We start from the raw sequence: 22198 nt of genomic DNA on the forward strand, positions 1-22198 counted from the left end.
TCAAGGTTTGCAACGGATACCGATGGGTTCATCTATCCAAGCCCCAAAGCCTGCCCGTTTTCATCAAAAAAATGCAGATTGTCCGTGGGGAAGTGCAGACCAATGTGGGTGCCCGGTGTCAGGGCCGTATCGCCGTTCAGACGGACTGTGACCTTGTCCTCGCTTCCACAATCCACAATCAGGAATGTGTCTGCACCCAGATACTCGATCACCTCGATGACGCCGTCAGTCTGACCATCGCCTGCAGCGACCACCTGAATGTGTTCGGGGCGGATGCCAAGCTTGGTGGCCGCTGCGGACCATGAAAACGGGCCACTGCGGCCGTGCTCAAGATCGAAACTGTCACCCTCGGTCGCGCAAGGCAGGATATTCATTTTTGGGCTGCCGATGAACTGGGCCACGAACAGGTTCGCAGGGCGTTCATACAGCTCGCGCGGCGTACCGACCTGAGCGATCTTGCCGTATTCCAAAACCACGATGCGGTCGGCCAATGTCATCGCTTCGACCTGATCATGTGTCACGTAGATCATCGTGCGCTTGAGGCTTTGGTGAAGCTTGGCGATCTCATACCTCATCTCGACCCGCAGGGCGGCGTCGAGGTTGGAAAGTGGCTCGTCAAACAGGAACGCGGTGGGGTCGCGGACGATGGATCGGCCGATAGCAACCCGTTGCCGCTGACCACCAGAAAGGTCTTTTGGTCTGCGTTCCATGAACGGTCCCAGCTTGAGAACCTCTGCAGCGCGATTAACCTGTTCGGCGATCTCCGCCTTGGGAACACCGGCCACCTTTAAAGAGAACCCCATGTTCTCGGCGACTGTCAGATGCGGATAAAGCGCATAGGATTGGAACACCATTGTCAGGCCGCGTTTTGAAGGCGGGTGATCGGTAACATCACTGCCATTGATCAACAACGACCCGCGCGAGATATCCTCGAGCCCGCCGATCATGCGCAACAGTGTGGACTTTCCGCAGCCCGATGGGCCAACGAAAACGATGAACTCGCCCTCTTCGATCTTGAGGTCCACGCCCTTGATGACCTGGGCCGAGCCGAACCATTTTTCGACTGATCTAAGTTCGATGCTACCCATCAGGCCCTCCCTGCCCAGTGAAGCCAAACCGCTGCTGTCCAAGAGAAAGCCTTACCACCAGCCGGGCTCCCGGTTATTGGATCGAAGTATTCTGCAAAACCAAAGCCCGAGATCAGATCGCCGGTTTTTTTGCGCAACTGATCTGCGTGCTCGGTATGACCCAGATCCTGTAGCCCGAATCCGATCATCATGTTCATGAAAGCCCAGGTGGGCCCGCGCCAATAGCGGCGCGCGTCGAATTTCGGCATTTCCGGGTCATAACTCGGAACTGGATAGGGCACGGTTTCTAGTGTGGTTTTCAACCGTTCCAGCATCTTGTCCGACTCAACACCCGCATACCAGCACAGGTAGGACGCGTTCGATACGCTGCCTGACATCTCGCCGGTATGTGTGTCGCGCGCATCAAAGCTGCCCAGCTCTTCGTTCCAAAGCGAGCGAGCGCCGGCTTCCAGTTTTTCAATGTCTGTGCTTAAGCCTTCAGCTGCCAGACCAAGCTGTTCACTGATCACCAGCAAGTCCCGCGCGGCCCGCAGTGTAGCAAAGGTCATCGTGGGATCGGCGACACGGAACGGGTTCAACGACAGCAGCTCCTGCTGATCCCAGCCTGCTTTTCGACCGATCTGTACCAGCCTGATGTAACGGTCATAGTCGAACTTTGTCGGGCGATCCTCGCTGTTAACATGGCTGGTGTCGCGGCGTTTGTACTCTCCGACATCCGACGCATCCATGCGCGCCATTGAATTGTCCCAGTCTGGCGCGTTATCACGACCCGCTTCCCAAGGGTGGGTTGTACAAACAGCCCCGAATTCATCCAAACGCCATTTCATGATCCAGCGGTGCCAAGCCAGCAGCTTTGGGAACAACGCCTTCATCCGCGCGTCTCCGAACGCGGTGTCCTGTTCCCAGATTTTGCGGGTCATCGTGGCCGCGATGGGGGGTTGGATAATACCCGATGAGGGGATCGGACCATTGCAGCCCCAAACATCCGGGCCGGGGAAATACCCTTCATCCTGCTGGTGGAAAAGGATGTGCGGCACCATGCCATTATCCCATTGCCCGGTAAACAGTGTCTCGATCTCGACCCAGGCGCGGTCGAGGTCGAACTGGGCAAATCCAAGCGCAGTAATCGCGCTGTCCCAGTTCCATTGGTATGGGTACAGCCCTTCGGTTGGGATCGTGTAGCCACCGCGATCATTGGCAATCAGGATATTGCGTGCCTCGCGGTCGGGGTTTGTGTGTTGATTCATCTCGGTCATCCTTTGACAGACCCCGCTGTGAGGCCTTTGGTCATAAAACGTTCAAGCCCCAGGAACAGCGCCATGATCGGCACGGTGGCGATCACCGCACCGGCCATCAGGTGCTGGCGGGGAATTTCTGAGGAGTTCAGCATCGTGACTCCTCGGGTCAGGGTAAATTTCGACGGGTCATCCAGCAGCATGAAGGCCAGAAGGAACTCGTTCCAGGCGATCATGAAGACATAGAGCGAGACCGAGGCCAGCGCTGGCAGGCTCAGTGGCAAGGTAATCTTCCAGATCACCGCCAGGCGGGACAGGCCGTCCATCAGCCCGGCCTCTTCCACCTCTGTCGGCAATCCGCGAAAATAGCCCTGCAGCATATACAACGCGACTGGAATTGTCGTCACCGGGTAGATCATCACGATACCGAGGATCGAGTTGCGCAGGCCGGTCAGCGAGAACGCAATATAGATCGGCAGCGCCAGAACGATCATCGGCACCATGTAGATCAGCAGAATCGAGCGTGAAAAAGCCTTTTGTCCCTGAAACCGGAACCGCGCCACGGCATAGGCTCCGGGTACGCTGAACAGCAGCGTTATGAACACCGTCAGTACCGAGACATAGAAGGACGTCCACAGATAGCTGCCGAAGTTGAAGTCGCGGAACAGCTCGGTATAGCTGCGGAACAGGGCGGTGCCCTGGCTCAGGTCCACCGAGAAATCCAGCGGGTTCTGCAACAGCGCCTGCTGGGATTTCAGGCTGGTCATCACCATCACATAGAACGGAATGATCACGATGGCGGTGAAAAAGATATAACCAAAACCGGTGCAGAACCGGATCACCGCATCCTCGTATTCATGGCGGGTGAGCTCACCGAACGGTGTTTCCTTCAGGATCGCCGCCATCGACAGATGCATCACAACGGCAATGCCGATCACCGTGATCAGAACCGCCTGCAACGATGTGCCAGAGCCGATCAGAACCGGGCCAAATGCGGTGAGGCAAGACAGGCCCAACAGTGCCGAAATACCCAGACGCGCGCGCGCGCGCTGTTGCGGAAAACGGACATAAACAAGACCAGCCAGTGTTCCCCAGATGAGGCACAGTAAGACCTGTGGTCGGAATGCGTCTCCGGTTGAGAACGACATGGTGATGGCAGCGGTGGTGGCGATCACCACCATCCATAGCGCGCCCAGAACAGGGCCGGTTATATACCCTTTGCGCATCACAGACCCTCCTCTCGGCTGATGAAGCGGAAGAAGACGAAGCTAAACGCGATCAGGCACATCAGGATCACTACGGCGACGGCCGCGCCTGCGCCGATGTTCGAGATTGCAAAGGCCTGCTCATAGACATTTACGGTCAGCGTGCGGGTGCCCGCATTGCCGCCGGTCAGCAGGAAGATGTCGTCGAACTTGTTGAACGTCCAGATAAAGCGAAGCAGGAACAGCACCGACAGGATACCCAGCAGTTGCGGGATGCTCAGCAGCCAGAACTTCTGGAACGGAGAGGCGCCGTCCATATCCGCCGCCTCATACATGCTAGAGTCTATGGATTGCATTCGCGCCAGAATGAACAGGAAGGACAGCGGGAAATAGCGCCAAATCTCGAACACCGTCACCATGATCAGCGCCAGTGGTCGTTCGCCGAAGAAGTTGATCGGTTCGCTGCTCAGGCCCATTTGAACCAGCAGTGCATTGGCTGAGCCAGAGAATGGGTCAAATAGAGTAACCCAGGTGAACGCTACAGCAATCACCGGAGCGACATATGGGAACAGATAGAGCCCGCGTATGAACCCTTGACCGCGGAAACTTTTGTTAAGCAGCAGCGCGGCGAACAATCCCATGACCAATGCGCCGATGGTTCCGAAGACGGTGTAGAACAGCGTCACCCAAAGCACGCCCCAGAACTCTGACCCATCGAAGACGCGGGCGTAGTTTTCCAGGCTGAACTCGAAATTGGTCAGCACATTGGGACCGCTGCCTGTGACGCCGGGTTCTGACCCTTCAACCAACTCTTCGAATGCGTCAGGGTCGCCGTCTACGGTGACCGGAATACGAATTCTCTCGCGTTGGCCGCCATCCAAGATACCAAAATCGCAGAACAGGTCCTGTCCTTCCAGCACACATGGCGCTGCGATCTCACCTGTGGGTGTCATACCCTTAGGCAGCACATCGCTGAGAGTGACGCCGCCGATGGCAATCTCCTGACTGGAATTACGCAGGCGATATTCGATCCGCAGATCATCGCCCGATCCACGCAGGCTTTCTCGGACAACTGGCGCCGGTGGGCGCAGGTCGGATAGGGTAAAGGGCTTGAAGCTGATCCAGATGATCGCCAGCAGCGGCAGGATCACAACAAGAGACACGCTTATCACAGTCGGAGCCAGCAATGCCCATGCAAGACGCGCTTCGCGCTTGGCAAGAGCCCCGGTACCGTTCGGTGGGGTGGCCGAAGACATGAGAGACCTCGAATGGTTGGGTGCAGCGGCGCGAACGCCGCTGCAGATGCCATTTAGTGGTAGCGTTACTCGACCTTGGCGAGTTCTTCGTTCATCGCGGCAACGGCTGCTGCGGCGTCAATCTCATCGTCGATATACTGACGGACGACGCGGTTGACCGCCTGGCTGTTGATTATCTTCGATGCCAGTGCCAGCTGACCCTCGGCCACGCCCCAGCGCTGTGCCACATCCAAACCGCCGACGATCTCGTCGATCATCGACTGTTCGTATAGCTCACCCAGCGGTGCCTTGCGGTCGACGCCAACGGGCAGTTCGGCCCAAGCCTCAGAGAATGCATTCGGGTTGTCCGCATTGCCGCGGCGCACCGGGAACTTACCCTCGGGCGCGATCGCCAGCGTCTGGGTATAGCCGTCATCCATCGCGAATTTCACGAATTCCATCGCCGCATCGGTGTCCGCGTCGTTGGTGATGCCAAAGTAACGGACGTCACCCCATGCTGCGCCATCGGGGTTCGACGGGCCGGACAGTTTGGTTACGATGCCGGTTTTGCTGGCCAGATCGCGCGAGGTTGGGTCGTCATTGATGGTCGGCGGAGCACTATCCCGCAGACCGGCCAGTTCATCCAGAATGAAGGGCGACCAGATGATCATCGCGGCCTTGCCGTCAAAATACAGCTCGCGCGATTGCTTCCAGAACAGCTCACCCGGAGGAGATGCCTTGGAGATCGCTTTGTAGAAATCCAAAACCTCGGTGGTTTTGGCTTCATCCAACGGCTGGAACCCATCGGGGCCAACCGGCGACACGCCATTGGCCAGGAAAACATGCTCGAGCACCTGGCTCATGAAGTTCTCATCGACCTTGGTGGCCGAGACAAAGCCATACATTTCCGGCGGGTTGTGCAACGCTTCCAGCGCGGCCTGAATGTCGGCAAAGCTGTCGGGCGCTTCCAGACCGGCTTCGTCGAACAAGTCTTTGCGATAGACTACCATTTGGGTCCAGCCGTCGACCGGAACAGAGGCCGTTTCACCGTTGAACGCCGCCATTCCCAGCGCGCCCGGTGCAAACGTATCGGCGCCCAGTTCTTCGATCACCTCAGACGCTGCTTCGGTGTCCAGAATTCCGGCTTCGGCCCAAGGCAGGGCGTATTGCAGCGGGTGGTAAACCACATCCGGCAGGTCACCAGCAGCAAAAGCAGCGGTGGCACGGGTGCCCAGATCGGTTTCTGTAACCGGGATCACCTCAACCGTGGTACCGGTTTCGGCTTTGAACTGATCGGCCATCTCTTGCTGCTTTGCCAGACGTTCGGGCTGTTCCTCGGTGGTCCAGAAGCGGATTGTGTCCGCCTGCGCAGAAACGGCAGCCAGCACCAGCGCCAGCGATGTGCCCAGCATCAGCCGAGATACTTTGGGTGTGAGTTTCATAGTCGGTTTCCTCCCCGGTTATGATCGTTGGATTAGGTTGATTTTTCGCGCCAGTGCCTCGGGTGTCAGCCGGGGTGGCCCGTCGGATTCGCGTGCGATAAGCACGGCTTCGCTGAGTTCGCGCAGGGTTGCGGGTTCTTCGCCTCGGGTTTGGCGGATCAGTAGCGTGGCCAGACGCTCTCCTGCGCGTCTCGAATCCACGCTGAATGTTGTCAGCCCCGGATTGACGTATTGGCATTCGGGAATGCCGTCATATCCAAGGATTGAAACGTCTTTTCCGATCTCAAGGCCAAGTTCAGCGCAAACTGGATAACACCCTAATGCAGCCAAGTCGGTAGCAAACACCATTGCGGTTGGCGGGTGGTCCAATTTCAACAGTGACCGCGCTTCGTTAGCCCCTTCTTCGCGTGTCCGTGCACCTTCCCGGATCAATTCTGGATCATCCCGCAAGCCGGCAACTTTCAGGCCTTCAAGATACCCGTCGCGGCGCAAATGACTGTAGTTGAACTTCGGATCACTGCCGACATAACCGATACGGCTATGGCCAAAGTTGACCAATCGAACGACCGCATTTCTGATTGCTGCTTCACCCGATATGTCAAACCAAGACATATCATCCATTGGATCCGATTGGCCGTATTCCGTCCGCCCGTATAGGATAAATGGGACCTGCAATTCTCCAAGGTACTTTACCCGCGCGTCGTCCACTTCGGTCCGGGGCAAAATGAAACCATCTGCCTTGCGTTCTTCGACAAGACGTTCCAACACATTGAGCATATCTTTCCCGGACTTTGCCGTGGAAATTGTCATTGTCCAGTCCGACGCACTGGCTGCTTCGCAAGCGCCTGCCAGAAAATCCTGAAGAAACGGGTTGTGCTGGTCCGGTTCTTCGCTGTTGATGACCATCGCAATAGCGCGAACTTTTCCTGTTCGAATAGCCTGCGCGTGACTGAGCGGGCGATAGCCCATCTTCCTCGCCGTGACCTCAACTCTCTTTCGCGTGACTTCCGAGATGTCTGAATACCCGTTCAATGCGCGCGATACCGTGCTCTTTGAAAGCCCGAGATGATCCGCCAATTCGTCGAGTTTCACCCGCCGTGGCGGTGAGGCGCTCCTAGACTGAGATTGGCGGTTTTGCAGATTGGGATTCGTTGTCATCCTACTATTTGTTCGCTCCGAAACCGGTTTCGGCAACAAAAAAGTCGAACTACCTCTCAAGTGACTTGTTTGAAACGTTATAGCGAGCGTAACGGGGCTGAGGCGTGGGCGAGAACGATCCCGAGTTTGATACGAGGGCCTATCTCAATGAGATGTGGGAAGAAGATTTTGCGGAGTCTGTCGCGATGGTGGGGGCTAGGGACAACCTGGGAACCAGTGACGCGGACCTCGCTGAAGACTTAGAAACGCAGTTCAAACTGATTGCAGCCGCTCATACTACAGGCGAGGCGGGCTAGATCGATCGCGTCATAAATCACATTGCATTCATTTGGCATATGAAAAAGCAAGAGATACATGAAGCTGGGGATGCGAATGACGAGGACCTCGGCGAGTGATGGTACAGCGTTAAGGTGGTTCACATAACATCCGTTCAGCGATGCTCGCAGCTTGTTGTACCGGAGTGTTCATCTATAGTTTGTGCGAGCTTCAGTTCTTGGCAGATACTCACAGCTTTTTTCAAGATGTCCACTCTATCCGCACAACCAGACTTTACTCCAACTTGACCCAAGCCGCATTTTTTGAAGAGCTTTGCACGCATGCGGCTACAAACTTAACGCCATTGAGGCCGTCGCGAACCGTTGGATAAACAACCGAAGCGTCAGGTGAAGTCCCGTTTCGGAAAGCTTGGATCGCCTCCGCAGCCTCCCCATAGATATTCGCGAACCCTTCCAGATACCCCTCGGGATGGCCCGGAGGAACTCTGCTCAACCTATTGGCAGGATCACCAGCCCCAGCTCCATTTCGGGTGATTAGACGCTTGGGTTCGTTGTAGGGCGTAAACCAAAGATAGTTAGGATCTTCCTGAGACCACTCCAGCCCACCTTTTTCGCCATAGACTCGCAATCGGAGTGCATTTTCGTTGCCGGGAGCCACCTGAGAAGACCACAACATACCGCGCGCTCCACCTTCGAAACGTAGCAACACATGCGCGTTGTCATCGACTTTGCGCCCCGGCACAAAGGCCTGCAAGTCCGCCGCCAAGCTTTCCGCCTTCAGCCCGGTTACAAAGCAAGCGAGGTTGTAAGCATGAGTCCCGATGTCACCGGTTGATCCACCCGCGCCCGAGCGTTCGGGATCGGTTCGCCATTCTGCCTGTTTGAAATCCTGTTGCACGGTCAGCCAGTCCTGCGGGTATTCAACCTGAACCACGCGTATCTTTCCAATATCGCCATTGGCAACCATTTCACGCGCCTGCCGAACCATCGGATAGCCCGTGTAATTGTGGGTCAAAATGAATAGGGCATTCGAGCTTTCAGCTGCTTTGACCAGCTTTTTTGCATCGGCAAGGGTCGAGGTGAGTGGCTTGTCACAAATTACATGAATACCGCGTTTCAGGAACTCACGTGCAGCCGCATAGTGAACGTGATTTGGCGTGACAATTGAGACGGCCTCGATCCCAGATTTCAGCCGAGCTTCCCTGATCGCCATTTGTTTGAAGTCTTCATAGACCCGTTCGAGCCCTAATGCATGACCACTTTCAAGGGATTTCTCTGGCGTCGAAGACAAAGCACCGGCAACCAACTCGAACTTGTCGTCCAGTCGCGCGGCTATGCGGTGAACGCCACCTATGAATGCGTCGTTTCCGCCGCCAACCATGCCAAGCCGAATGCGGCCCGAGGCTTCTTCACTTCGTCCTTTGACCATCACTCAATCCCCAGCATTTTACGATTGGCGGCTTCGTCAGCGCCACCATCAGCGAAATCATCAAAGGCTTTCTCGGTCACACGGACGATGTGATCGGACACGAACTGCGCGCCTTCACGCGCTCCATCCTCGGGGTGTTTGAGGCAGCATTCCCATTCGACAACTGCCCAGCCATCAAAGTTATTCGCCGCCATTTTTGAAAAGACCGCCCCGAAATCCACCTGGCCATCGCCAAGCGACCGGAAGCGCCCGGCACGATCGACCCAGCCTTGATACCCGGAATAAACACCCTGTCGGCCGGTCGGGTTAAACTCGGCATCTTTGACATGGAACATCCGGATCCGATCTTTGTAGATGTCGATATTGTCCAGATAGTCGAGGCATTGCAGCACGTAGTGCGACGGGTCGTACAACATGCAAGCGCGTGGGTGATTGCCTGTCCGTTCGAGAAACATCTCGTACGTCACGCCGTCGTGGAGGTCCTCACCTGGGTGAATTTCGTAACAGACGTCAACGCCGCATTCTTCGGCGTGATCCAGGATCGGCACCCAACGCCGAGCGAGCTCATCAAACGCCGTTTCGATCAAGCCAGCAGGGCGCTGCGGCCAAGGATAGACATAGGGCCATGCCAATGCGCCTGAGAATGTCGCATGCGCTGGAATACCCAAATTTTTCGAAGCAGATAGTGCTTTTTTGACTTGGTCTACCGCCCATTCTTGCCGGGCTTTCGGGTCTCCTCTGACGCTTTCGGCTGCAAAACCATCAAACGCGCTGTCATAGGCCGGGTGAACAGCCACAAGTTGGCCCTGAAGGTGGGTTGAAAGTTCAGTGACTTCGACGCCATTATCCTTGGCTTTGCCTTTGAAGTCATCGCAATAACTGGCGCTGGACGCGGCTTGTTCCAGGTCGAACAACCGGCCATCCCAACTGGGAACCTGAACGCCCTTGTATCCACAGTCAGCCGCCCATTTGGTGATCGCGTCCCACGAATTGAACGGCGCTTCGTCCCCTGCGAATTGCGCAAGAAACAAAGCTGGACCTTTAATTGTCTTCATAAAATTTCCTCCCCAAAACCTAAGCCTCTATGGCGGTAAATTTTCCTTCAGATAGATGTCGATACGGATACGTTCCTGGGCTTTGTTGAATGGCACTTTGTCCGAAGTTGCACGCAGCAGACGGACGGCTGAACGAACAATATGCCCGGTGTCTTGCGAGATAAGAGCGTCAAATGTACCCAGCGTAAGCGCCTCACGACTAAGCGGAGTAAGCTCATGAGCTATGATCACCAGATCTTTGCTGAGCTTGTTCTCGGAAAGAAATTGAATCAGTCCTGCATTGCCTGCTGCGGAGGAATAAATTCCAACCAGATCCGGGTAGGTTTCAAAGATCTCGGGCATCATCTTGTAAATCAGATCCGGGTCATCCCGGCCCTCGACAGACGCTACGACTTCGAGGTGTGGGAATTCCTCAGCCACAACTAGATCAAAGCCTTGACGACGCTCTAGATGGTCACGTGCCAAACGGGATCCTGTAAGTACCAAGACCTTGCCGTCGCGATGCACAAATCGTCCCATCAGCTGAGCGGCGGTTCGCCCTGCCGAAACGTTATCAATTCCTACAAAGTGGTCTCGCTCAGAACTCGGCAAGTCAGACACCAACGCAACCACCGGAACGCCTTTGTCTCTGAGCCTTTTTACGGCGTCGCGGACAGAAGGCGTTTCGGGTCCGAAAACGGCGACTCCGTCAACCTCCAAACTGTCGACAGCATCCAGAATGTTAACGATATCCTGTGGTTCAAACGGAGCAACTTTCTTTATCGCAACGCAGGTACGCTCGATAAATTGGTCGCGGGATTGTTCTGCGATCTGGCTGCTGATTGCATCCACAAACTCGTTGTCCGTTTCCGGCAGAACAAAGAGGAAATTGTAGACACGGTTTCGTGCAAGGTTTGCTGCGGCCGTGTCGCGCACATACCCCAGCTCATCAATCGCCTTTTGTACTTTCTGTACGGTTACGGCCCGTACGCCGGGGCGCCTGTTCAAGACCCGGTCAACAGTCGCCAGGCTGACACCCGCTACGCGCGCGATGTCATTGACGGTTGGCTTTTTCACCAATTCTAATTTTTGTTTTTGGTCTTCCACGTGTTTTTCAACCCTCAATCTCCCGCGCTAAGCCCTCAAACAACAAAGCAACAGCCTCAGCGCCGGGATCGTTATGTCCAACTAGGTTTTCTTCGGGAACATAGGCTGCGCGGCCTGCCTTCGCACGTCGAATATTCGCGGTGTTGTTCGCGCCTTCGCGGGCAGCCTCGGCCGCATGCGCCAGACCAGATGGCAGTGCGGCAAGTGCCGGTGCCAGGGCGTCAATCATTGTCCTGTCACCTACCTTGGCACCCCCAACCTGGCTGACGCGATTCAGACCTTCGACCAGAGAATTCGGTACCGAAGCCCCGCTCGCAGAGGCATCTCCAGCCGCGTTGAAAAAAATTGCGAGTATCACGCCGGAAGAACCACCCATTGTCTGGCTTAACTCATTGCCCAACGCCGGAAAAAGTTGTGTCAGGTCAGCGAGCGGCATTCGGTCAAGGCTACCTTGCAACGCTCTAGCGGCCGTCGCCAACGTGCTTCCTGTATCACCATCTCCGGATTTCGCGTCCAGCTTGTTCAGGTTTTTCTCGGCGTTGATGAGCAGTTCAGACAATCGGGTGATCGTCTCCCTTGTGGCGGGATTGTTCGAAGGAATTGGATCGATAGGGGTCAGGCCATCAGGCAAAGGCGCGACTTTTATCGGGTCGATGGAATTGACACCGGGCCAAGCCGCCAGATCAACAGGAGCTTCAAGTGCCGCTAAATCGTCCTGATCTACAGGCAGAATAGAAACAGAAAACCCGTGCATATCCAGCGATGTCATCATTGGCGCTGGGCCGATGATGTGATGGGCAATACCAGTCTCGGACAAGGCGTGCGTGAGGACAGCCATTTCTAGCGGAGTTGTCGACCCAAGGTTGTTGACCAACGCCACACAATCCCCAGAACCCACCCTTTGCTTCAGCTTTTCCACCACTGTGGACATGGCTGATACAGCATTTGAGAACTCGACTTGCTGTACACCGGGCTCGCCGTGGATGCCTAAGCCGAGCTCCGCTTTGCCGGGTGCGATCCGGTCTTCCTTTGGAGATCCCGGAACGGTACAGGTGTCCAGGCTCATACCGATGCTGACAACCTTTGCTATAGTGCTTGTTGCTGCTTTGGTAACGGTGTCTAGGTCAGCACCGCATTCAGCGAGCGCTCCGGCGATTTTGTGCACGAACAACGTACCTGCCACGCCACGTGGTTGCGGAAGGTCGGGCAGGGCGATGTCATCATCAACAACAACCATCTCTACCTTGCGGCCCAATGCACGGGCGCGTTCAGCCGCCAGTCCAAAGTTCAACCGATCACCGGTGTAATTCTTCACGATAAGCAAGCACCCAGCCTCACCCGTAACCGCAAGAATACCCGCCAGTACCGCCTCTACCGACGGGGAAGCAAACACTTCCCCGCACACCGCTGCTGTCAACATACCGGGGCCAACAAAACCTGCATGGGCGGGTTCGTGGCCAGATCCTCCGCCGGACACCAAGGCGACCTTCGACTTGTCCCAATCCGACCTGAAAATCACCTTGATGTGTGGGTATCCGTCCAGCCGGGTAAGTTGCCCTCCGGAGGAGGCCAGAAGGCCGTCTATCGCCTCTGTCACCAGAGTTTCTTTTGTGTTGAGGAACTGGGCCATGCTTTTGCTCCTTAATTCACTCGCGCGCCGGACGCGTCAAAATACAAAGGGTTGTGGGGGCGGATTTTTATAACTTTTCCAGATGGATAATCCTGATGGACATCAATCAAGGTCACAACCGGGTGACCGTTTAAGTCAAGGTGCAACCGCGTTTGATCCCCCAGATGCTCAGCACGTATGACACGCGCTTCACTGCCTTCGCCTTCAATGATGTTTTCCGGGCGTAGGCCAATCTGCGGGCCTTTGTGATCGCCTTCGAACAACCCGGACGGCAGGATATTTATCCGCGGCAGACCCAATCGGCTGGCTACGTAAACACTGCCCGGGTTTTCATAAATGTCCCGAGGTGTTCCGTACTGAACCAACCGGCCGTTCTCCAAAACGCCGATATGCGTCGCCATTGTCATGGCTTCGACCTGATCATGGGTCACGTAGAGCAAGGTTGACCCCAGATCGGCCTGAATCCTTTTCAACTCGACCCGCAAATCCGCCCGAAGCTTGGCGTCCAAAGAACTGAGCGGTTCATCCATCAGGAAGATTTGGGGATCACGCACCAGCGCTCGTCCAATTGAAACGCGCTGCATTTCACCGCCAGACAGTTCAGTGGCCTTGTTATCCAGTTTGTGCGGGATCTGAAGAATCTCCGAGACCTCATTAACCTTCCTGGTGATCTCGTCCTCTGGGGTCTTCAGTATCGGCGACCGTAGAGGGAAGGACAGGTTTTCCCGCACTGTCATATGCGGGTACAGCGAGTACTGCTGGAAGACCATCGCTACATCGCGCTGAGCGGGAGTGTCTATTCCAACGTCACGCCCGGCAATGTGCACAGTTCCTGAATCCAGTTTCTCGAGTCCGGATATCAATCTCAGCGTCGTTGTTTTTCCCGCGCCAGTCGGGCCCAACAACACCACAAATGCACCGTTGGGGATCGTCATCGAAATACCGTCCACCGCTTTGACGTTGCCAAATGACTTCGAGATATTCTCCAAAACGACTTCAGCCATTGCTCAGTACCTCGTCGTTCAGAGCGGACCTCAACGCGCGCCCAGTAGATTTTTCAAACAAAGTTACTGCGGGGGAGCGGAACTCCAATCCCACTGTCTCACCGGGACTGACGACCTCGCGTGCATCAATCCGGGCTTTCAGCTCTCCATTCGGGCTTTGCAGCGTCACGATCTGAGTGGTTCCCAAGTATTCTGCGGCCAAGACCTTGGCCCGGTATTCGCTCCCATCCGAAAGAAAAACATGCTCGGGGCGAACGCCAAAAACCAAGTCACCTTCCGCCCCTTCCATCAGCCTCGGCACGGCTTCGTCATGGCCATTCAGCCGAACCATTTCCGAACCAGGCTCGACTTTTCCCTCAAACGGCAGGAAGTTCATCGAAGGAGACCCGATAAAATCCGCCACAAACATCGTAGCCGGTTTGTCGTAGATTTCCTGGGGTGTACCGAATTGCTCGATCACAGCATTATTCATCACCACGATCTTGTCGCCCATTTGCATGGCTTCCAGCTGATCATGTGTGACGTACACAGTGGTCGCCCCCATGCGATCATGAAGCGCACGCAGTTCTTCGGCCATGTGTTCCCGAAACTCAGCATCCAAGGCACCAAGGGGTTCGTCCATCATGAACGCCTTGGGCTCCCGAACAATCGCGCGACCCAGCGCCACGCGCTGCCTGTCGCCGCCTGACAGTCCACCTACCGGGCTATCGAGGATGTCGTTGATCCCCAGAATTCCCGCGACTTCCTCGACCTTGGCTTTGACGGCTGCACGCGGCATGCCCTGCGAGACTAGGGGGTAGCTGATGTTCTTGCGCACGTTCATGTGGGGATACAGCGCGAACATCTGGAACACGAAGGCTATGTCCCGCTCCGAAGGTGGCCGCTGGCTGATCTCTTCACCGTCCAGATAGATTTCACCCGATGTTGGAAGTTCCAATCCAGCTATCATCCGCAGCGTCGTCGTCTTTCCGCAGCCGGATGGCCCGAGCAGCATGAAAAACTCACCGTCCTCAATCGTGAACGAGCTTTCGCGGACAGCCGTGAAATCGCCGAACATCTTTCTTACGTTTTTGACTACGATCTGGGCCATTTCTACTCCGGGAAATGGCTGACGATGATGAACATGACGGTTCCGATCAGCGTGACGATGAAGGAATAGGTGAAGGCCCAAAGGACAAAGGGCTGCATCAGCATGAAGACTCCCAGTGCGATAAGGATGGTTGCGACCATCTCCCACGGGCCGCGGCGGAGCCGCATCAATCCGATTAGAAAATCGCTCATTTGCGCACGGCTCCGAATGTGATCCCACGCAGCAAATGTTTGCGCATCAGGATGGTGAAAATCATGACGGGGATCAGGAAGATCGTGGCACCTGCCGCCACAGCAGGCCAGTCCAGGCCGCCAATACCAATAATGGTCGGGATGAACGGTGGCGCAGTCTGCGCATTCGCGGATGTCAGCAGCACGGCAAACGCGTACTCATTCCAAGCGAAGATCAGGCAAAAGATAGCTGTTGAGGCTATGCCGGTTGCGGCTTGCGGCAGCACCACTTTGTAGAAGGCCTGAAATCTCGTGTAGCCATCTATGAGGGCGGCCTCTTCGTACTCTCTTGGGATTTCGTCGATGAAACCCTTCAGCAACCAAACCGCCAAGGAAATATTCACGCCCGTATACAGCAGGATCATTCCCAAATGCGTGTCGCTGAGACCAAGGTTTCTGAACATCAGGAATATTGGGATGGCGACGGCGACCGGGGGCATCATCCTTGTACTGAGGATGAAAAAAAGAAGGTCGTCCTTAAGCGGTACTTTAAACCTGCTGAAGGCATAGGCGGCCAGCGTGCCAAGGAAGATACTCAAGAACGTTGAGCCAAATCCGATGATAACCGAATTCATAAAGCGTTCCCCGAACTTGGATGGCCCGACAATCACCATGTCGTATTGGCGCACGATCTCATCGGCCCAGTTCTGCGGTGGGTTTGCTTCCAGAAATTCCTGCGTTTGCCGTGTTCGTGTGGTGAAGAGATTGACGTAGCCTTCAAGCGTGGGGTCAAAGACCACTTTGGGCGGGTAACTGATCGCATCGGCCGGGGACTTGAAGCCAGTTAGCAAAATCCAAACCAGCGGGATCATCGTGATCAGCGCATAAGTAATTACCAGGAAGCCTGCGATCCACTTGGACCGGTTCGAAGGTTCGGTGACGGAAAAACTGCTCATCTCTGTTTCACCTTGTTCAGGGCTTTGACGTAGATCGACGCGAGGCCGAACACGGTGACGAAAAGGATGATCGCATAGGCTGACGCATAGCCCGTACGCCATTTCTCAAAGGCTTCGCGTTTCAGGTTGATCGAAGTGAGTTCCGTTACAGAACCGGGGCCTCCGCCGGTTAGCTGAACAACCAGGTCGAACATCTTGAAGTTCTCTATGCCTCGAAACAGCACGGCAAGCATCAGGAATGGTAGCACCATCGGGATGGTAATCGTAAAGAACTGTCGCAGCTTGCTGGCCCTGTCGATTTCAGCCGCCTCGTAGATGTAATCGGGAATGCTGCGCAGACCGGCCAGACAGATCAGCATCACGAAGGGGGTCCACATCCAGGTGTCGACAATCACGATCGCCCACGGAGCCAACGTCACGGATCCCAGCATTTCAAAGCTCGACGGGTCCTTGCCGGTAAACCAGGACACGATATAGTTAAACAGTCCGATTTGAGGTTGATACAGGAACTTCCAAAAGTTCCCGACAACCGCCGGGGACAGCATCATTGGCAGCACGATAATCGTGGTCCAAAGATCGTTGCCCTTGAATTTCTTGTTGATCAACCACGCCAGAGTAAACCCGATCAGGACCTGGAAAAAGATCGTCCAGAACAGGAAATGCGCCGTCGCCTGCATATTTAGCCAGGTGTCCGAGTCCGTCAGGATACGCTCGTAATTCCTGAGGCCGACATCTTTGACTTCACGCCCGATCCGGTTGGCCTTGTAGTTGGTAAAGCTCAATTGGATGGTCCAGATCAACGGAAAGATGTTGATCGCCAGCAAAAGAAAGATCGTTGGGGAGATGAATATCCAGGCGATCGCGCGGTCAGATAATCCTCGGATTTTTCGCGCAACTCGCTCGGGCGTTGCCTGTGCAACGCGATCTATTGTCCTGTCAGACATCTCTTTGCCAGTTCTTGTTGGTTTAGCACTCACGGGTGAAGGTGGAGCGGGTTTGCACCCGCTCCTGTCTGCGTCCGGACTACAGCTTTCCTTCGTCTTCGAAGACTTCCGTCCAATCTTCGATTAAAAGATCAAGCGCTTCTTGAGCTGTACCTTGGTCGGCAACCACGTAGTCGTGGATGCGTTTCTGCATTGCCAGCAGCAGTTCCGCATAGGCAGGCTCTTGCCAGAAATCCTGTACACCGCCCATTGCTTCCAGGAAGTCGCCGGCAAACGGTTGGCTGTCTACGAAACCAGGATCTTCCAGCACGGAGTTATGCGCCGAGTAGCCGCCGAGCTCCCACCATTTGGCCTGAACTTCCGGCTGTGCAAACCACTTAATGTACTCAAGTGCGGCATCCTGTTTGTCAGAGTAGCTGACGACAGAAATACCTTGTCCGCCCAGTGTCGAACCTGCCTGATTTTGTGGTGGGTTCACGAAGAAGTCGATCTTGTCACCGCCAGTATTGGGGTCGGCATAAAGACCTGGGAAGAACGCAAACCAGTTCATAGCCATGGCGACCTGACCGGACTTAAAGGCGTCCAAGCTCTCACCCATGTAAGAGTTGGTATATCCCGGAGGCGTCGCCGTTTTGTAGAACTCCTTGTAGAATTCCAGTGCCTCAACCGCTTCGGGAGAGTTTACCGCGCCTTCCATGTCATATGAGCCCGGTGTGTTTTCGTATTTGAAGCCCCAAGGATACAGCGCTCCGGTCACACCCATGGTGATCCCTTCTGAGCCGCGCTCGGTAAAAATTGCGGCGCCATAGACTGTCTTGCCGTCGATTTCACGACCTTGGAAGAACTGCGCAATCTGCAGCAATTCTTTCTGAGACTGAGGTTCACGAAGGTCCTGACCAGTTGCTTCTTTGTATGCGGCTTGGATTTCGGGGTTTTCGAACCAGTCCTTGCGATAGAACCAGCCGTTTGCATCGCCCATCGCAGGCAGCGCGTAGTAATTTGGTGTGCCCTTAGGCCAGGTCGAGTAAGCGTAAACAGTGGCCGGCGCGAAATCGTCCATGCTGATGCCTTCAGCATCAAAGAACTCGTTCAGCTGGACATAATGACCATTCTCAGCGCCACCGCCAATCCATTGGCTGTCACCGATCAGTAGGTCGCAGAGCTTACCCCCAGAATTCAGCTCGTTCAGCATCCGGTCCGCAAAATTTGGCCAAGGAACAAATTCGAAGTTCATGGTGTGGCCGGATTCTGCTTCAAATTCTTTTGATAGCTCAACAAGCGCGTTGGCCGGGTCCCATGCAGCCCAACAGAGCGTCAGATCTTCAGCATTTGCCTTGGTAGAAAGAGTAGTAGCGGCAAGGACTATTGCGCTGGTCGAGGCCAGTTTTGTGTAAGTCATCCATTCCTCCCTTTTTGCGCCGTCAATCGAGGATGTGCGAATCGCGGCATACATCCAAGGCTATTTGAGGTACGCACCTCAAGTCCAGATATTTTTGAGGTTCGTACCTCAAGAAGTCGGAAGAGATAGCCAGTTTTTTCTCTTAGTTATTGAATCATAAAGAAATTATTCATTGACTTTGAGACGAATGTATTTTCGGCAGTGAGGTATCGAATGGTCATATCGACTTAAAAGGGCGCAGCCGTCATGTAGCCAACAGGTTCAGCTAACCCGCTTCTGAAGCGCTCAAATATCATTTGGTCGATACCTTTGAGAATTCGAGATAGCGTCAAACAGCGCGGACAATTCGGGACCGTGCTTAACTCTTTTTTTCAGGTGCAGACGTATGAGCAATCTCTCCATCGTCCGATTGAACCGCTACCCTATAAAAGGCTTGAGTTCCGAGCCTATGCGCACTGTGACGCTGCGAGCAGGAGATGGCATTCCTGGCGATCGCCTGTTCGGATTTGCTCGCTACAACTCCGGTTTCGACATGCAGAACCCGAGGCCACTGCCGAAAGATCGTTTTGTCGTTTTGTTGAACGAGGCTGCGCTGGCAGGCATTCAGACCGATTTTGAGATTGAGTCCCAGGCACTTGAGATCAATGCGAATGGAAAGATACGACGCTTTGATATGCGAGAGTCTGAAGATCGTGAGAAGGCGGCAGAGTTTCTTTCTTCAGAGATCGAATTAAAAGATCCAGAGCTGCCAAAGTTTGTCTCTTCTACTCCACATAGGTTTACAGATGTATCTGTCGTATCACCGCAAATGATGAACGCGATATCCGTTTTGAATCTGGCCTCTGTGAAAAAGTTGGGCGAACAACTGAACGCAGAAATCCACCCGGCGCGCTTCCGAGCGAATATTGAGATAGACGGATTACCTTCGTTTGCTGAGCTGGATGCAGTTGGATCAGTTTTAAGATTTGGCGATGTCGAGTTGAAGATACTCTCACGTACAAAAAGGTGTGCAGCAACTGAAGTGAACCCGAAAACGGCCGAGCGCGACTTGAAAATACCGTACCTTATTCGGCAATTGATGGGCCATATGGATATGGGCGTCTATGTCGAAGTGGTTAATGGTGGAACGCTAACGGTCGGTCAAACTGGGGAAATACTCGCCTAGACCTTGCCGCCGCCAAAGTGGCTTTTCTAAGAGGTTTGAGCCATGTTCGATCAGTCGACTATACTCAACTCTTGCTCTGTCTTTCTTTTGGCTATTGGGTGTATCGAAGGACGTCGCGTTCGTGCTTTCTGATCAAGATATGATTTGAGGGAACTCCTTTGATGGAGCCTTGACAAGATTCCTGTTTCAAATAATTTTATTCATTAAAATATTTATGCAGGTGGTCCTCAATGTATCTGGGCTTAGATTTGGGAACGTCAGGTCTCCGCGGGATTCTAGTAGATGACACAGGACACGTTGTCGGTGATGCCGAAGTCAGCATTTCCACTTCGACGCCCAAGCCTGGCTGGTCTGAGCAGGATCCTTTGGATTGGACCAACGCTTGCGAAGAGGTTGTTGGGAAGCTTCGCGTCGGCAACCAGCAAGCATTCTCAAATTTGCGAGCTATTGGCCTAAGCGGACACATGCACGGCGCTACACTACTGGATCCTGATGGCGAAATATTGAGGCCCTGTATTCTTTGGAACGATACTCGGTCAGCCGACGAAGCGCGGACACTAGATCAAACACCAGAGATGCGCGCAATTTCGGGAAACATCGTATTCCCGGGGTTTACGGCGCCGAAACTCGAATGGTTGCGTGCGAATGAGCCGGAAGTATTCTCAAAGGTGGGCAAGGTATTGCTGCCGAAAGATTATTTGCGGTTTTGGCTGACTGGCGAATATGTTTCGGACATGTCTGACAGCGCAGGAACATCCTGGCTGGACGTTGACACTCGGCAATGGTCAGAAAAGGCACTAGCCATAGGTCACATGCGTGTCGAGCAGATGCCTAGCTTGGTTGAGGGCAGTGATCCGGGTGGAGAGTTGAAGCTCCGTTTGAGACAGGATTGGGGGCTTTCGAATCAGGTTGTCGTGGCTGGTGGTGCCGGCGACAATGCTGCCGCTGCCTGCGGTATAGGGAGCATCGACGAAGGCACCGGGTTTGTCTCTCTTGGTACGTCTGGTGTGTTACTCGTTGCTCGGGAAACCTATGCTCCTGATCCGGAAACAGCCGTGCACTGTTTTTGCCACGCAGTCCCGGATCGGTGGATACAAATGGGTGTCATGCTTTCAGCAACGAACAGCATGAACTGGCTTGCTCGCAATCTTGGCGAACCCGTGGAAAGACTCGCTTCAGCTATGCCTGAAAAACTGAACGGACCTGCAGCGATCACCTTCCTGCCATATCTGTCAGGAGAACGAACGCCGCATAACAATAGCCATATTCGAGGCGCGTTTTTGGGCGTGGACATCTCGTCGGAGCCCGCTGAGTTGACCCAGTCTGTGATGGAGGGTGTTTCTTTTGGAATGAGAGATTGCCTGGAAGCACTGAAGAGCACCGGAACCCAGCCTGACAGTCTTATGGCAGTTGGAGGGGGGGCGCGTTCTCGGTTCTGGCTGGAAACCTTAGCTACTGTTTTGCAAGTTCCACTGGAATTGCCAAAAGGCAGCGAATTCGGTGCCGCTTTGGGCGCTGCGCGACTCGCGATATGTGCTGCCAACGGCGCTGAACCGGCGCAAGTCATGACGCCGCCGGAAATTCAGGAGCGAATTGAACCACGAGGCGACCTGATTGACGCCTACGAAAACGAATACCGGAGATATAGGCAATTCTATCAGGCGCTTGCGCCGCTGGCATTAAGATGAAGCTAGAAACGGGTAAGCCCCATCAGATTGAAACTGCTATTCTCACCGATGGGAATATGCGTGTTTCGGTTCTGAACTATGGGGCTATCACGCAGGGCTGGTGGTACAAGGACGTGCCGCTCATCCTTGGGTTTGACGATCCAACTGCGTATCTCACCGATACGCGTTACCTGGGCGCAATTGTTGGGCGTGTTGCCAACCGTATCAGCGGCGCGAAGTTTGACTTGGAGGGCGCTAGTTTTGAACTGAACGCCAATGAGGGCAAAAACACCCTACATGGCGGCGACGATGGGCTGTCTAAGCAGTTTTGGGACATCAAACAGTTTGTACAGAATGAAGTCTTTCTGAACTATGTTTCTCGCGACGGGGAGGCCGGCTTTCCAGGGGAGATCAGCTTCGAGGTCAGGATCTGCCTAAAGGGTCCACGCTTGGTCTATTCAATAATTGCACAGCCTGACCGGCCGACGCCGATAAGCATTACGCAGCATAACTATTACACTTTGGGTGCCGCAGAAACCGTAGACGAGCATAAGCTGAAACTCGCTTCAAACCGGTATCTGGAAATCGACGATCAGGGTATCCCGACGGGCAGGTTGCTTGCGACCAACGAAACCGGGTTGGATTTTTCAACGCCCAATACGATTGGCAGTGTTTCTGAAGGGATCGATCGCTATTTCTGCTTTGATCATGATCGCGACCCTAAAACCCCGGTGGCGGAAATCACTTCACCCTCTGGCCTTGCGTTGACCTTCTACTCAGACCAAGCCGGAGCACAGGTCTATTCGGGCTATGAGCTGACAAAACCGCGTCGCGCTTCGCGTGGTGTGTGTATCGAGCCATCGGGTTATCCCAACGCACTGAATATCTCGTCGTTTCCTTCAATCATCTATACTCCGGAGAATCCGTATCGGCAGGAACTTACTCTAGAAGTTTCTGAGGAATGA

Annotated in this window: 20 protein-coding genes; 4 read left to right on the forward strand and 16 right to left on the reverse strand. The window is 54.5% G+C overall.

The window, feature by feature from the left end; translation table 11 throughout:
- Window positions 1-32: 32 nt before the first annotated feature.
- From ACR0MQ_RS05020 to ACR0MQ_RS05045, 6 genes are all read right to left on the reverse strand, one after another.
- Window positions 33-1088 (reverse strand): sn-glycerol-3-phosphate ABC transporter ATP-binding protein UgpC, encoded by a 1056-nt coding sequence (locus tag ACR0MQ_RS05020; RefSeq protein ID WP_170772457.1) that lies wholly within the window; start codon window positions 1086-1088, stop codon window positions 33-35.
- A complete protein-coding gene (locus ACR0MQ_RS05025) occupies window positions 1088-2335 on the reverse strand; it encodes an MGH1-like glycoside hydrolase domain-containing protein (protein ID WP_480606390.1) in 1248 nt (415 codons plus the stop codon). The genes ACR0MQ_RS05020 and ACR0MQ_RS05025 overlap by 1 nt, the downstream gene beginning before the upstream one ends.
- Window positions 2336-2340: 5 nt before the next feature.
- Window positions 2341-3549 (reverse strand): carbohydrate ABC transporter permease, encoded by a 1209-nt coding sequence (locus ACR0MQ_RS05030; RefSeq protein ID WP_170772449.1) that lies wholly within the window; start codon window positions 3547-3549, stop codon window positions 2341-2343.
- The gene (locus ACR0MQ_RS05035) at window positions 3549-4784 is read right to left on the reverse strand and encodes a carbohydrate ABC transporter permease (RefSeq protein WP_170772447.1); all 1236 of its coding nucleotides are present in this window, start codon (window positions 4782-4784) and stop codon (window positions 3549-3551) included. Before ACR0MQ_RS05035 ends, ACR0MQ_RS05030 begins: the two co-directional genes overlap by 1 nt.
- A 65-nt stretch (window positions 4785-4849) precedes the next feature.
- Window positions 4850-6205, reverse strand: coding sequence for an ABC transporter substrate-binding protein (locus tag ACR0MQ_RS05040; RefSeq protein WP_480606394.1), 1356 nt, complete (start codon window positions 6203-6205; stop codon window positions 4850-4852).
- Between the two features lie 18 nt (window positions 6206-6223).
- Window positions 6224-7297, reverse strand: coding sequence for a LacI family DNA-binding transcriptional regulator (locus ACR0MQ_RS05045; RefSeq protein ID WP_480606397.1), 1074 nt, complete (start codon window positions 7295-7297; stop codon window positions 6224-6226).
- Window positions 7298-7467: 170 nt separating this feature from the next.
- Here ACR0MQ_RS05045 and ACR0MQ_RS05050 point away from each other — a divergent pair, with 170 nt between their 5' ends.
- Window positions 7468-7659 carry a hypothetical protein gene (locus ACR0MQ_RS05050; protein WP_170772441.1) on the forward strand — a complete coding sequence of 64 codons (192 nt, stop codon included), beginning with the start codon at window positions 7468-7470 and terminating at the stop codon, window positions 7657-7659.
- 253 nt (window positions 7660-7912) lie between these two features.
- Here the strand turns inward: ACR0MQ_RS05050 and ACR0MQ_RS05055 are convergent, their stop codons facing one another.
- The 10 genes from ACR0MQ_RS05055 to ACR0MQ_RS05100 form a co-directional block, all read right to left on the reverse strand.
- A complete protein-coding gene (locus ACR0MQ_RS05055; RefSeq protein ID WP_480606399.1) occupies window positions 7913-9067 on the reverse strand; it encodes a Gfo/Idh/MocA family protein in 1155 nt (384 codons plus the stop codon).
- Window positions 9067-10122 (reverse strand): sugar phosphate isomerase/epimerase family protein, encoded by a 1056-nt coding sequence (locus ACR0MQ_RS05060; RefSeq protein WP_170772437.1) that lies wholly within the window; start codon window positions 10120-10122, stop codon window positions 9067-9069. Before ACR0MQ_RS05060 ends, ACR0MQ_RS05055 begins: the two co-directional genes overlap by 1 nt.
- A 27-nt stretch (window positions 10123-10149) precedes the next feature.
- Window positions 10150-11178: a LacI family DNA-binding transcriptional regulator gene (locus tag ACR0MQ_RS05065; RefSeq protein WP_480606402.1), complete on the reverse strand. Its 1029-nt coding sequence runs from the start codon at window positions 11176-11178 to the stop codon at window positions 10150-10152.
- A gap of 37 nt (window positions 11179-11215) precedes the next feature.
- A complete protein-coding gene (locus tag ACR0MQ_RS05070) occupies window positions 11216-12838 on the reverse strand; it encodes a dihydroxyacetone kinase subunit DhaK (protein WP_480606405.1) in 1623 nt (540 codons plus the stop codon).
- Window positions 12839-12849: 11 nt separating this feature from the next.
- Window positions 12850-13842 carry an ABC transporter ATP-binding protein gene (locus ACR0MQ_RS05075; protein WP_170546377.1) on the reverse strand — a complete coding sequence of 331 codons (993 nt, stop codon included), beginning with the start codon at window positions 13840-13842 and terminating at the stop codon, window positions 12850-12852.
- Entirely contained in the window at window positions 13835-14932 is a 1098-nt protein-coding gene (locus tag ACR0MQ_RS05080) for an ABC transporter ATP-binding protein (RefSeq protein WP_170472688.1), read from the reverse strand. Before ACR0MQ_RS05080 ends, ACR0MQ_RS05075 begins: the two co-directional genes overlap by 8 nt.
- 2 nt (window positions 14933-14934) lie before the next feature.
- On the reverse strand, window positions 14935-15123 hold the full coding sequence (locus ACR0MQ_RS05085) for a hypothetical protein (RefSeq protein WP_170772431.1): 189 nt from the start codon (window positions 15121-15123) through the stop codon (window positions 14935-14937).
- Window positions 15120-16058, reverse strand: a complete 939-nt coding sequence (locus ACR0MQ_RS05090) for a carbohydrate ABC transporter permease (protein ID WP_010442361.1) — start codon at window positions 16056-16058, stop codon at window positions 15120-15122. The genes ACR0MQ_RS05085 and ACR0MQ_RS05090 overlap by 4 nt, the downstream gene beginning before the upstream one ends.
- Window positions 16055-17002, reverse strand: coding sequence for a carbohydrate ABC transporter permease (locus ACR0MQ_RS05095; protein WP_010442362.1), 948 nt, complete (start codon window positions 17000-17002; stop codon window positions 16055-16057). Before ACR0MQ_RS05095 ends, ACR0MQ_RS05090 begins: the two co-directional genes overlap by 4 nt.
- A 79-nt stretch (window positions 17003-17081) precedes the next feature.
- Entirely contained in the window at window positions 17082-18401 is a 1320-nt protein-coding gene (locus ACR0MQ_RS05100) for an ABC transporter substrate-binding protein (protein ID WP_029622076.1), read from the reverse strand.
- 385 nt (window positions 18402-18786) lie between these two features.
- Here ACR0MQ_RS05100 and ACR0MQ_RS05105 point away from each other — a divergent pair, with 385 nt between their 5' ends.
- The 3 genes from ACR0MQ_RS05105 (at window position 18787) to ACR0MQ_RS05115 (ending at window position 22198) form a co-directional block, all read left to right on the forward strand.
- Window positions 18787-19566, forward strand: a complete 780-nt coding sequence (locus ACR0MQ_RS05105; protein ID WP_480606409.1) for an MOSC domain-containing protein — start codon at window positions 18787-18789, stop codon at window positions 19564-19566.
- A 230-nt stretch (window positions 19567-19796) separates the two neighbouring features.
- On the forward strand, window positions 19797-21254 hold the full coding sequence (gene xylB, locus ACR0MQ_RS05110; RefSeq protein WP_170772429.1) for a xylulokinase: 1458 nt from the start codon (window positions 19797-19799) through the stop codon (window positions 21252-21254).
- Complete coding sequence (locus ACR0MQ_RS05115; RefSeq protein ID WP_480606412.1) at window positions 21251-22198, forward strand: aldose epimerase family protein; 948 nt, start codon at window positions 21251-21253, stop codon at window positions 22196-22198. Before xylB ends, ACR0MQ_RS05115 begins: the two co-directional genes overlap by 4 nt.

It is taken from the genome of Ruegeria sp. AN6, from assembly GCF_056540425.1.